General features: G+C 41.4%; 8 protein-coding genes and 2 rRNA genes (1 of these 10 cut by a window edge). 6 read left to right on the forward strand and 4 right to left on the reverse strand.

What is annotated here, in order from left to right; all coding sequences use genetic code 11:
* Together TRESU_RS05415 and rrf are read left to right on the forward strand one after the other, a co-directional pair.
* Nucleotides 1-1706, forward strand: a 23S ribosomal RNA gene (locus tag TRESU_RS05415); it begins 1241 nt to the left of the window's first position.
* A 46-nt stretch (nucleotides 1707-1752) separates the two neighbouring features.
* Nucleotides 1753-1862 (forward strand): 5S ribosomal RNA (gene rrf, locus TRESU_RS05420).
* Nucleotides 1863-1979: 117 nt separating this feature from the next.
* On the opposite strand, the gene TRESU_RS05425 is transcribed toward rrf, so the two are convergent.
* Nucleotides 1980-2516 (reverse strand): hypothetical protein, encoded by a 537-nt coding sequence (locus tag TRESU_RS05425; RefSeq protein WP_013701273.1) that lies wholly within the window; start codon nucleotides 2514-2516, stop codon nucleotides 1980-1982.
* The gene (gene lnt, locus TRESU_RS05430; RefSeq protein ID WP_013701274.1) at nucleotides 2513-4330 is read right to left on the reverse strand and encodes an apolipoprotein N-acyltransferase; all 1818 of its coding nucleotides are present in this window, start codon (nucleotides 4328-4330) and stop codon (nucleotides 2513-2515) included. Before lnt ends, TRESU_RS05425 begins: the two co-directional genes overlap by 4 nt.
* Nucleotides 4331-4342: 12 nt before the next feature.
* Between lnt and TRESU_RS05435 the strand changes: the two genes are divergently transcribed.
* From TRESU_RS05435 to TRESU_RS05450, 4 genes are read left to right on the forward strand one after another with little or no spacing between them, the layout of a single operon-like run.
* A complete protein-coding gene (locus TRESU_RS05435) occupies nucleotides 4343-5557 on the forward strand; it encodes a galactokinase (RefSeq protein ID WP_013701275.1) in 1215 nt (404 codons plus the stop codon).
* Nucleotides 5554-6360 (forward strand): 5'/3'-nucleotidase SurE, encoded by an 807-nt coding sequence (gene surE, locus TRESU_RS05440; protein ID WP_013701276.1) that lies wholly within the window; start codon nucleotides 5554-5556, stop codon nucleotides 6358-6360. Before TRESU_RS05435 ends, surE begins: the two co-directional genes overlap by 4 nt.
* A gap of 11 nt (nucleotides 6361-6371) precedes the next feature.
* Entirely contained in the window at nucleotides 6372-7070 is a 699-nt protein-coding gene (locus TRESU_RS05445; RefSeq protein WP_013701277.1) for a tetratricopeptide repeat protein, read from the forward strand.
* Entirely contained in the window at nucleotides 7070-9118 is a 2049-nt protein-coding gene (locus TRESU_RS05450) for a hypothetical protein (protein WP_013701278.1), read from the forward strand. The genes TRESU_RS05445 and TRESU_RS05450 overlap by 1 nt, the downstream gene beginning before the upstream one ends.
* On the opposite strand, the gene dinB is transcribed toward TRESU_RS05450, so the two are convergent.
* Both dinB and TRESU_RS05460 read right to left on the reverse strand, forming a co-directional pair.
* Nucleotides 9069-10286: a DNA polymerase IV gene (gene dinB / locus TRESU_RS05455; protein ID WP_013701279.1), complete on the reverse strand. Its 1218-nt coding sequence runs from the start codon at nucleotides 10284-10286 to the stop codon at nucleotides 9069-9071. The two genes, TRESU_RS05450 and dinB, sit on opposite strands and share 50 nt — an antisense overlap.
* Nucleotides 10276-12267 carry a hypothetical protein gene (locus TRESU_RS05460; RefSeq protein WP_013701280.1) on the reverse strand — a complete coding sequence of 664 codons (1992 nt, stop codon included), beginning with the start codon at nucleotides 12265-12267 and terminating at the stop codon, nucleotides 10276-10278. The genes dinB and TRESU_RS05460 overlap by 11 nt, the downstream gene beginning before the upstream one ends.
* Nucleotides 12268-12451: the final 184 nt, after the last annotated feature.

Consider the following 12451-nt stretch of genomic DNA (forward strand, 5'->3'; position numbering starts at 1 on the left):
AGGGGAGCATTCCGCTGACCCATGAAGGCGCGCCCGCGAGGGGCGCTGGAGGAGGCGGAAGAGAGAATGCAGGCATAAGTAACGAAAAGACGGGTGCGATCCCCGTCCGCCGGAAGCCCGAGGTTTCCAGGGTAAAGGCAATCTGCCCTGGGTAAGCCGGCCCCTAAGGCGAGGGCGAAAGCCGTAGCCGATGGGAAATCGGTCCATAGTCCGATGCTTCCCCATGTTTCGAGGGCAGGACGCATGAGGCGAGGCCAGGCCGGAGAACGGTAGTTCCGGCCGGAGCGGCGAGGCGTCGAGGGCGGCAGGCAAATCCACCGCCCGAGCCGAGCCGTGAGCGAGCGGAGAGAAAGTCGAAGCGAAGCTGGCGCAGCCATGGTGCCGGGAAATACTGTCTAAGGCCAGGCATGGGGGAACCGTACCGCAAACCGACACAGGTGGGCAGGATGAGAAATCCGAGGCGCACGAGCGACCTCGCGTTAAGGAACTCGGCAAAATGCGCACGTAACTTCGGGAGAAGTGCGGCTCATGTTAGAGATGATAATGAGCGGCAGAAAGCAGGCCCAGGCGACTGTTTATCAAAAACACAGCCATCTGCGAACCAGCGATGGGACGTATAGGTGGTGACACCTGCCCGGTGCCGGAAGGTTAAGGGGAGCGGTCAGCCGCAAGGCGAAGCTGCGAACCGAAGCCCCGGTAAACGGCGGCCGTAACTATAACGGTCCTAAGGTAGCGAAATTCCTTGTCGGGTAAGTTCCGACCCGCATGAATGGTGTAACGATTCTGGGCGCTGTCTCAACGCGAGACTCGGTGAAATTTATGTTCCGGTAAAGAAGCCGGATACCCGCAATTAGACGGAAAGACCCCGTGAACCTTCACCGCAGCTTAGCGCTGGGACCCTATTCGGCATGTGTAGGATAGCTGGGAGCCTGCGAGGCGTGGCCGTCAGGCTGCGCGGAGGCGCCGGTGAAATACCAGCCCTGCCGGATGGGGTTTCTAACCCGGCCCCTTGAGCGGGGGCGGGGACAGGGCTAGGCGGGCGGTTTGACTGGGGCGGTCGCCTCCCAAACAGTAACGGAGGCGCGCGAAGGTCCCCTCACTCCGGTTGGGAATCGGAGCGCGAGTGTAAAGGCACAAGGGGGCTTGACTGCGAGGCAGACATGCCGGGCAGGTGCGAAAGCAGGTCTTAGTGATCTGGCGGTTCCGAGTGGAAGGGCCGTCACTTAACGGACAAAAGGTACTCCGGGGATAACAGGCTGATTTTCCCCAAGAGTTCACATCGACGGGAAAGTTTGGCACCTCGATGTCGGCTCATCGCATCCTGGGGCTGGAGCAGGTCCCAAGGGTTTGGCTGTTCGCCAATCAAAGCGGTACGTGAGCTGGGTTCAGAACGTCGCGAGACAGTTCGGTCCCTATCTGTTGCGGGCGTTGGACGCCTGAGTGGGGCTGCCTTTAGTACGAGAGGACCGAGGCGGACAGACCTCTGGCGTGCCGGTTATCCTGCCAAGGGTAGGCGCCGGGTAGCTAAGTCTGGAAGGGATAACCGCTGAAAGCATCTAAGCGGGAAGCCCGCCACGAGACTAGGCGTCCCTAGGGACGTGATCCCCCTGAAGGCCCCCGGGAGAATACCGGGTCGATAGGCCGCAGGTGCAGGCGCGGCGACGCGCACAGCCGAGCGGTACTAATAGGCCGTGAGGCTTGGCCATATTACCGTTTCCTCTGGACACCGCGTCCGTTTTCCTTTGTCTATACGCCGGCCGCCATGGCGGGGAGGACATGCCCGTTCCCATCCCGAACACGGAAGCCAAGCTCCCCTGCGCCGATGATACTGCCCATGGCGGGAAAGTAGGTAGCGGCCGGCTTTTATCTTATATATGCTTTCATGCCCCTCCGGAAGGGGCTTCTTTTTTTTCCCACGCAGTGTCTTGCATGGAAATCCCGTGTCGGACAGAAATGGCATCTTTGAACTGCTGTTCTTGTTATTTAAGTTTCTTTATGAGTTCTTCGATTTCTTTTTCAGTTTCTTTTGGTGGGAATAGAAGTGTGGCTAGTTTTGGACGGATTGCTATTGAGAAGATAATGATTCCAATGCATTTAAAAATGTCGGCGGACAAAAAATAAATCCAGTTAAGATTTTTATAGAATAAACTTTCAAAAAAATAGTAAATGCTGAATCCTGCAATGCATCCAAAAAATACTTTGAAAAATATTTGGGCTGAGAATTTTTTTTCAATTATAGATGGAGAGCCGGAAACAAACCCTGAAATAAATGTGCTTGTGAATATTGCTGTGAAATTTCCTACTTGTTCTAAAGAAAATCCGCTGAAAATAAATTGTGTGATTATAAAAATTCCTGCGCTGCCTGCTCCTTGGATTCCTCCCAAAATACAGCCTGAAAGAACTGCCGACGCAATTTGAATGTTCAGTTCTGGAAAAAATCCGCAGATAAAAATAATGGCGGCAAAGAAAATTGTTGTGCTTCCGCGGATAATTTTTAACTTTGCAATGGTTTTCATTTTAATTTCCTTATGGCTTTTTTCAGAAATTTTCTTATTTTCTTTTTGTTTATGAAAGAGATGTCTTTTACTGCGGAAAAAATTATGTATGAAAATACTGCGAAAATCAAAATGTGTGCAAACCAGTTTCCCAAAACTGAAAAAATTGTAATTTGCCGTTTGTAAATCGGAACGGAAATTCCCATGGAACTTTCTGTGAACAAAGGCAAGTCATATAGAATTTTTCCAGAGGGATTGACTGCTACGGAATATCCTGAATTTGCGCAGCGCAAAAGTGTTGTTCTGTATTCGATTGCAAGATAACTTGAAGCGATAAAGTGCTGCATTTCCGCGGAATTTGTTTTGCTCCAAGAGTCATTTGTGATGTTTATAAAAATTTCGCTTCCGAGCTTGAAAAGATTTGTGCAAACTGACGGAAATGAATCCTCAAAGCAAATCGGCGTGGAAAACTTCAAAAATGAAATTGGATTTTCCTGATTGTTTTCTGAAAATTTTATTCTTTCCTTTTGAATTGAATTTCCGTTTCCATCAAGCTTTATTTCCGCGAATTTTTCTCTGTTGAAGTCGAGCGGCGTTTCAAAGTCCTGATTTTCCTTTAGCGGAATTTTGAATAGCGCATATTGAAATCCTGGCACTAGGCTTGAATAAAATCCGACAACATTTCGCATAAAAAAAATCATTACTGGATTTTCCGCATAAGGAACTCGCTCTGCAAATGGAACAAGCTGAATTTTGCTGTAGAATCCTGAAAAAATTCCGTTTTTGTCAAAAAGAATCGCGCTGTTTGTTCTTTTTCTTTTTTTTCGATCTAATGAAACTCCGCCGCCGATTAAGAATGGAGTTTGCGTGCTGGCTATAAATTCCTTTAGGCTTTCATCTTCTGGAAAATGAGAGTAATAATTTGCTGCTTTTGGGAAATTTTTTGAAAGGACACCTTCGCTCCAAATTACAAGATCTGTTTCTTTTCCTTGCTCCGAAAGCTGCCTTATTCCTTTTTTTGTAAGTTTTTTTGAAATTTCAATTGACTTTTTGTCTCCGCCTTCCCATGGGTCTATGTTTTGCTGTACGATTACTGCGTTTAAAAGTTTTTCAGGCCAGCGTGGAATTGAAATTTGAATTATTCCATAAATTCCGCAGAGAGCAAAAACTGCTAGTGTGAATTTTGCGGCTTGCGCAAGCTGTTTGTTTATATTTTGGGCTTGCGTTTTGTCTAAGAAATATTCACGGCTCATTATTGTTTCCGCGGTGAGTGAAGAAAAAAGCGCGTATATAAAAGTTATTCCCCAAACGCCAGTTATATCGGCAATTTGTGTAAAAATTTTCCATTTGTAGGCCGCCATAAAAAGCGTCCCCCAAGGATAGCCGAGTGCGCCGGTCGATTTTATGTATTCATATAAAACCCAGCAGGCGCAAAACCATAGCATTCTTTTGAAAATTTGATACGGGCAAAGTCCGGCTTGTTCTTGAAGTTTTGCTTTTTTTGAAATTTTGCTTGGAAAGACGTGCATTATGATTCCGCAGAATCCGCCTTGAAATGCAGTTCCCAATGCGCTAGCTCCGAGTGTAAAAGCCGCAAATCCGTGGAAATTCGCCAGCCAATAACTTGAAAGCAAGTGAACGGTAAGTGTCTGCAGAAAAAAAAGCCAGAAAGTCTGTTTGTATGATTTTGATTTGTAGACTGCAATGTACAAGGGCGAAAGGCAAAAGAGCGCGGTCAGCGGAGAACCAAACGGAAGAATTTCATTTGAAATTGAAATAGATTCAGTTGCTCCAGAAAAGATTGCACAAAAAACTTGTAAAAACAGCTGATTCATTGTATTATTTTAATGTCATATATAGAAAAAATCAACACAAACGGGAAGGGAATCATGGAAAAAGTCAGAGAAGCGCACCGCAAAGAATATGGAGTGGAGCCGGACGTTATTGCGGTTGCTCCGGGCAGGTTCCATTTGGCTGGAGAACATACTTGGTTCTTCAAAGATAAAACTTTGTCCATGGCAGTCAATCTTCCTGTTTATGTTTCTGCGTCTTTAAGAGAAGACACTTCATTTAAATTTTATTTTGTTCAGCTTGAAGACGAAAAGCACACAAATCTTTCTTCGCTGAAATTAAAAAAAGAAGACAAATGGGCGAATTCAATAAAATCTATTTTGTATGGATTTTATAGCGGCGGATTTGAATTAAAGGGAATCGACTTTACTATTTATTCTGAAATTCTTCCTTCTGCCGGATTTGGAATAACAACCGCTGTAAAAGTTGCCTCTTGCTGGGCTATACGAGAACTTTGCGGCTTGAAGTGCAGTCAGGATCAGATTCTTCAGGTTATAGAACGGGCGAATAAAAATTTTCTTGGAACAGCAAATCATTCTGCGGACAGTTTTGCTGCGATTTTTTCAAAGGAAAATAATTTAGTTTTGACCGATTATGCGAAAAAATCCTGCGAGCTGGTTCCTTTCAACTTTAAAGAAAAGACAGTTTTGTTGACTGATGCTCTTGTTCCTAGAATTGTAACTTGGAACGAAGACAGCCTTATGCAGCCGGAAAATGTTTTGCTTTTAGGCGAGCTTAAGGAACGAAAGGCAAATGTTTTGGGCGGCTGGCAGTATGAGGAAGACAAGGCTGAAGTCAATGAAGTTCTAAGTGTTGTTTCAGAAGATACAAAGCGCCGGCTTTTATGCGTTATGAATGAGCATAAGTGTGTTCTTGACTGCGTTAATGCCATTCAGAAGTATGATTTTTCTTCTTTTGCGCGCTCTGTCAACCGGAGCCATCAGAATATGCGCGATTACGATATTTCCTGCCCTGAAATCGACTGGATTTTAAAAAGAGTCCATGAACTTGACGAAAATCCCGACGACTTAAGAAATCCTGTAAACTGCGGCCGAATAACAGGAAAAGGCTTTGGACGCGGAATCTATACAATCTTAAGAAACAGCGATGTTGGAAAATACAAGGAAAAACTGGAGGAATACGAAAAAATATTCGGCTTTTCCCCAAAATGCTATTCTGTAAAACCTGCAAATGGAGTCCGCCTTATATGAATATTCTGCTTACTAATGACGATGGAATTAATGCTGAAGGCTTAAATGTTCTTTCTGCGGCTCTTTCAAAAAAGCACAATGTTTTTATAGTTGCTCCAAAATTCAACAAATCTGGGGCTTCAAGCCAGATGAATGTTGCTGTTCCTTTGGAGCTAAAAAAGGTTGATAAAGAAAATTGCCGCCTTTCTTATCATTTGGAAGGTTCTCCTGTGGACTGTGTGCTTTCCGGGCTTAACGGAAGCTATATTTCAGAAAAAATTGATGTTATTGTTTCTGGTATAAATGACGGTCCGAATCTTGGAACTGATATTGTTTATTCTGGAACTTGCGGTGCGGCGCGTCAGGCTTGTCTTGCAGGAATTCCAGGAATCGCTCTTAGCATTGATTCAGATTCAAAAGATGAATCAGACAAAAACGGCTCTTTATATTTTGAAAATCTTGCCGACTTTGCCTGTAAAAATCTTGAAAAGCTTGTTTCTCTCTGCGGAAATCTTACAGTTTTAAATTCGGCGCATAAATATTACAGAAATTTTGTAAACGTAAATGCTCCTGCAATGAAAAATTACAAGGGAGCAAAACTTACCGTTCCTTGCATAAGGCGTTATTGGGAAACTGTGGAGCTTTGCGAATGTGAAAACGGTTGTCTGACTTCAAAATGCGGCGGCGACTATTATGTTCATTCTTACGGTGATGATTCAGCTGATTTCAAAGCCTGCGAGGAAGGTTTTGTTTCAGTCAGCGTTGTTGAAACCGAACCTAGCTATGCTGATATATCTTCTATAAAATTCGATTTTAATTTATAAAAGGCGGAAAAATGGCAGAAGAAAACTATATGAAAGAAGGAATCTCTTTATATAAAAAAGGAAATTATCCTGCTGCTTTGACATATTTTCTTTCACTTCCTGATGATTGCGGAGCGGATTCTGTGGAGCTTGCCTATTATTTGGGGCTTTGCTATTCAAAGTTAAAGCGTTACGATGATGCCTTGCTTTACCTTGAGCAGGTTGTTACGGCTTCTTATGATAAAGACAATAATCCGAATCAGGACAGAGTTTTGCAGTGCCGCTATCTTTTGGCAGTTATTTATTGCCTTAGCGGAAGAAAAAAACTTGCTGATTTTGAATTGAATAAACTTTTGGACACTGGATATAAGCCTGCTTCTGTTTATGCTTCTCTTGCTTACGTTGCATGGGAACAGGGAAAAGTTGATTTAAGCCTTGACTATTATGAAAAAGCGCTTGAAGACGACAGCGAAAATCCCACTGCTTTAAATGGATTGGGCTATGTTCTTGCTTGCGAAGGCGAGGATTTAACAAAAGCGTTAAGCTGCTGCAAAAAAGCACTGGATATTTTGCCGGAAAGCGCGGCATGTCTTGATAGCCTTGGCTGGGTTTATTACAAAATGGGACTTTATTCAGAATCAAAAAAGTTTTTAAATCGCGCTATGAAAGCCGACAGTTCAAATCCTATAATAGTGGAGCACCTTCAGGAAGTTAAGAAGGCGGAAGAATAATGAAAAAAATAATTTTTGTTTTTATAGCTTTTATATTTTCAGCCTTTGCGCAGACAAATCTCCAAGACACAGCTAGCACCGGAAATTTACGTTCTGCAAATTCTGGTTTTGCGGAAGAAGAATTCAGGCGTGGAGTTCAAAGCTATTACAGAGGCTCTTTTAATGAAAGTATTCTTGAATTTGAAAAGGCTCTTTCATATTTGCCTGGCGAACCTTTAGTTCTTGACTGGCTTGGAAAAGCATATTACCGCGCGGGAATAGAAGGAGCTGCGCTTCAGCAATGGAATTATGCCAAGGAAGCTGGTTATGGAGGACTTCTTATTCAGAATAGAATTGAAATTGTAAGTGACAGACGTGTTACCGACTATGACTATGGATTTACCCAGCGTTTTACGGAATCAGGCTCTTATCCAAATGTAAACGGAAGCAATCTCATTTACAGCCAGCCAGTTTCTTCCCTTTCAAATCATGATGGAAGTATCTGGGTTGTTTCCTATGGCACGAACGAGTTGCTTCAGTTTGACGTGAACGGAACTGTGGTAAGACGAAACAAAGGACCGATAAATGGATTTGACCGTCCAATGGATGTAATTCGCTTAAAGAACGGAAACTTGGCAGTTTCAGAAAGCGCGGGAGACAGAATTTCAATTCTTTCTGAAAACGGTTCGTTTATAAAATACTTTGGCGCGCGTGGCAGAGGGCAAGGACAGCTTGTGGGACCTCAGTATCTTGCAGAAGATGACTTTGGAAACATTTATGCCACGGATTTTGGAAATGCCCGTGTTGTTGTTTTTGATGCAGAAGGAAACGGGCTTTTGCATTTCGGTGAAAAAACTGAAGGCTTTGACGGTTTCAAGTCCCCAACTGGAATTGCGGTTTGCGGCGGAAGAATTTTTGTCGCGGACAGCGTGAAAGGCGGAATCTATGAATTTGACAAGGCCGGAAATTTCCTTGGAGTTCTTGTAAATGACGGAACTTTTTCGCGTCCTGAAAGTTTAAAGCAATGGGGCAGCGATTATCTTTTGCTTACAGACAGAAACAAAGTTTATGCGGTTGAGCTTTCTTCCGGGGCTGTTTTTGAAAATGCCATTACAGGAAAAGGAAAAAGCCTGATTACAAGCGCAGTTTCAGACCGGAATGGAAATATAATTGTAACTGATTTTAAGGCAAATGAAATTTATGTAATGTCAAAAATGACAGAACTTGTGGGTGGTTTTTTTGTTCAGTTTGAGCGTGTGATTTCTGATAATTTCCCGGAAGTTATTGTTGAAGTCCGTGTGGAAAATAGAAAGCGTCAGCCTGTTGTTGGCTTAAAACAGCAAAATTTTCTTATAACTGAAGGAAAAAAGCCAGTTGAAGATTTTGTGCTTTTGGGCGAGGCGAATAATAATGACTTTGCAGACATTGCAATTCTCATAGACCGTTCACTTTCAATGAAGAAATACGAAGAACAGCTTTCTGGTGCGGTTCGGGAGCTTGCCGCTTCAATGGACGGAAAAGGGCAAGTGTCGATTATTTCAGCTGGAAAAGTTCCTGTTACAGAATTTTCAGGAAATCCGTCTCAGCTTTCTGATTTTTCAGCAAAGGCTTTGAAGAATTCTTACACAGAAAATCCTGCGCTGGATCTTGCGGTACGACTTTCTGCAAACGGACTTGTCAACGCTGAAAAAAAGCGCGGAATAATTTATCTTTCGGCTGGAGATTCAGAAAATACATTTACGCAGTACGCGCTTTCTGATTTAACAGCTTATCTTAATAACAATGCGATTTCTTTTAGCACAGTTCTTTTGTCTCAAGCTTCTCCGTCGGAAGAAATTTCGTACATAACAAGAAACACAAACGGAACTTCCTACTATATATATCGTCCGGAAGGCTTGGGAACTGTCATAAAAGATATTGTTGACATTCCGTCTGGTTTGTATCAGTTTAGGTACACATCTTCTTTTGCGACCGAATATGGAAGAAAATATTTGCCTGTAGAAATTGAAACTTATCTTCTTAATCGTTCAGGTCGCGACGAAACAGGTTATTTTGCTCCGCTTCAGTAGATAAAAGTCGGGCTTTTCTGACTTTAAGCGAAGGATTTTTTCTTTCCATTTCAAAAAGGGTTTTTTCCAGTTTTGCTTTTTTTGAGTTTCCAAAGTCGAAAAGTTCCGCTTGCGTTGGTTTTTCGCTGGTTTCTATTCCAGAAAGTCCAATGCCCAAAAGCCTGATTCCTTTTCCTTTTTCATATTTTCTATTGAAAATTCTTAGGCAGCGTTCAAGCAAATCATCTGCATTTGAAACTGGAATTTCTGAAGATTCTTGTGCAGTTATAGTGTAAAAATCTTCGTATCTTATTCGGATATTTACGGTTTTTGCCTTGACATTTTCTGTGTGCATTCTCCAGATTAATTGCGCGGAAAGTTCCATGAATGCAGTTTCGATTGCATATTCATTTGCCACATCGAATTCAAAAGTCCGCTCTACGCTTATTGAGTGGCTTTTTGCTTCTTCGCCAAATGTGATTTCTTTTCCGCCGCGGACCGCATTATATAAAAAAGAGCCCATTCCGTTTCCGAAGACAGTAGTCAGCAAAGAAATTGACTTGCCATGAATATCCGCAGGTGAAAATATTCCAGCGTTTTTTAGCCGTTCCCGTGTTTTTTTTCCTATGCCCCAGATTTTCTCTATAGGAAGTGAAAGAATGAATTTTTCTTCTTCGCCTTTTTTTATGAATGTAATTCCGTCCGGCTTTTTATATCCCGATGCGATTTTTGCGACATACATTGTGCTTGCAATTCCGACGCTTACTGTAAGTCCTGTTTGCTCTTTTACCTTTGCCTTTATTTTTTTTGCGATTTCCAAAGGCGGACCGAAAAGTTTTTCAGTTCCAGTAAGATCAATAAATGCTTCGTCAATTGACATTTGAATTACTGACGGCGAAAATTCCTTGAAAATGCTCATTATTTTATGTGAAACTTCCGCATAACGCTTGTGGTTTCCGCGCAGAAAAATTGCGTTCGGGCAAAGCTCAACTGCTTTTGCCAAAGGAAGGGCAGAATGCACACCGTATTTTCTAGCTTCATAAGATGCCGTTGAAACTACAGCTCTTCTGTCTCCTGGAATTCCGCCGACAATTACAGGTTTTCCTTTGTATTCTGGATGATCGTGCTGCTCAACCGAAGCGAAAAACGCATCTAGGTCAACATGAAGAAAAACTTTTTCAAATTTCATTTGCATTTTTTCCTTCGTTTTTGATTTTTTCAGTAAAATGAAAAATTTGTCCATTTGCGTTCATCATAAAGAGCTCAATTTCCGCTTCTAGCTTAAGTTCATTTTCTGACATAAATAAAATTTTCAGTTCGTTTTCCGGGGCGTCGGGAATTTCAATAGAAACCTTGTTTTCCGAAATAAAATTGTAGTCAAAGTTGCATTCATAAAAGGGAAGTTCCTCTTTTGATTCAAAAGTTGCAAGGCATCTTAGTATTTTAAATCCACTTTCTGGAACGATTTGCAGTTTGTTTTCAAAAATATCGAATTTTGCTTTTCTTGACCGCAAAAATTTCGCCGGATGAATTTCTACATTTTCTGTGATTTGCGTTTGTTTTTTTTGATGAGCTGGAAAATTTCCCTGCACAAATTTTGCGGCTGCAAAAAATACTGCGCATATAATTCCCGCTCCTGCAACCGAAACAAGAATTCCTTGTAACAATAAAATTTTTTTGCTTGACTTGAATTCCTTTATGTGCGAAACCAAAATTAGTTTTATCCACTGAAAAATAAAAGGTAAAATGGCAAATGAAAAAATCAGGTTTTCAAAAAAAGTTGTGTCGGTAAGATTTGAAATTTTTCTTTGATTGATGTCAACAAAAACCGATGCCGCAATCCAAAGCAATGGAATTGTCATAAGAAAAATGCACGGAATGATAAAAAAAAGAGACTTCCGTTTTCTAAAAAGAAAAACAATCATATATTCAATGATAAATATGAACATTAAAGACAAATCCAATGCTGAAAAAATAAAGACATTCAGCGCAGTCAAAATAATTCCATGGAATCTGTTTGCGGAAAGCGAAATTCTAAAGTTGAACAAGATTTGCACAAAAACAAGCAGAAACATTGCAAGCAGTGTTGGAAAAATTTTCAGCCCAAAGTAAAGTACTCCGTTTTCTGCTGTGAAAAAAAACAATTTCTGGAACAAAGTTAAAAATGCCGCTGTTATAATTAAATAAGCGGGAATTGAAAACCATGTTCTTGACATGTCTTTTAGAATCGCCTCATTTTTTCCTGTGTATGTAAATGAGTAAAAACATATAAAAAAAAGAACTGAAATTGTAAAAAAAAGATATATTGCTGTTAATTGCGCTTCATTAAGCCAAAGACCGTAAATTCCAAGTGGAATAAAATTGTAATGCTTGTTCCAAGTCTGGCTTCTTGCGGAAATAAGGTTGTCCTGAATATCAGAAAGTATATTTGCGTCCTTTTGCGCATGACCCAAAGGAATTTCTGCTGCAGGAATGTCATTTTTTAGGAAAGCGGAAAGCCTTCTGTTGTTTTTGTAGTATTGCGGCTTGTAGATGTACAGCATGGAAGTTTTTACTCCCATTGGCTTTTGGTTTTGAAGACATGATTTTTTGAGCGTTTGAACAATCCATTGCGGCGAAGTTGTTCCTGCTCCTTCAGTGAAAATGAAAGGAGGCGCGTTTTTTTCATTTCGGATTAAAATTGCGCAGGCTGATTCCGATGAAAAAATACTTTTTGCCAGCTCCTCTGTTGCTGTTTTTGAGGCTTGAACGGAAGGCAAAGGAAATGATTCATTCTCCGCGGTAAATGAAATTATGCAATTGTATGGAAGCTTTTTTTTGTAAGTAGAATCGATAAAATCGGCAATAAATTCCTTTTTTTCTAAGAAAAATTCTTGGCTAAAGACAAAAAATACATCTGTGATTCCACTTTTATTTGTGTCGTCTTCCTTGCTGTTTTTGTCAGCAGGAATTTCAACGAGAATATTTTTAGGAAAAATTCCAGCGTTTTGCGGAGCAATGTCTTGGATTCCAAATGAAATCTTGCTTTGTGTTAAAAAATCTTCTATTTTTTGTGTTGTGTAAATATTTAAGTTTGTTTCGATGTTTTCCTGCGAAAAAAGATTCTGCGTAAAAGTTGCTGCAAAAAAAAAGAGAAAACACATTGCTTTCAGCAGAAAATTTTTTCCCATAGACAAAGTTTACTTGAATTTTTAATTTTCTACAATATAATATATCTAATATGTCAAGGGCAAACGCATTATAAATAATTTAAGTAAAGTTTGCGCTAAGAAACGGTTCGTGAGGGCAAGAACACTCTGATTGTTGCGACCGCGTGAGCGGGCAATTCTATAGCTACTTTGCAATAATCAGCTA

The organism is Treponema succinifaciens DSM 2489 (genome assembly GCF_000195275.1).
Lineage (GTDB): Bacteria > Spirochaetota > Spirochaetia > Treponematales > Treponemataceae > Treponema_D > Treponema_D succinifaciens.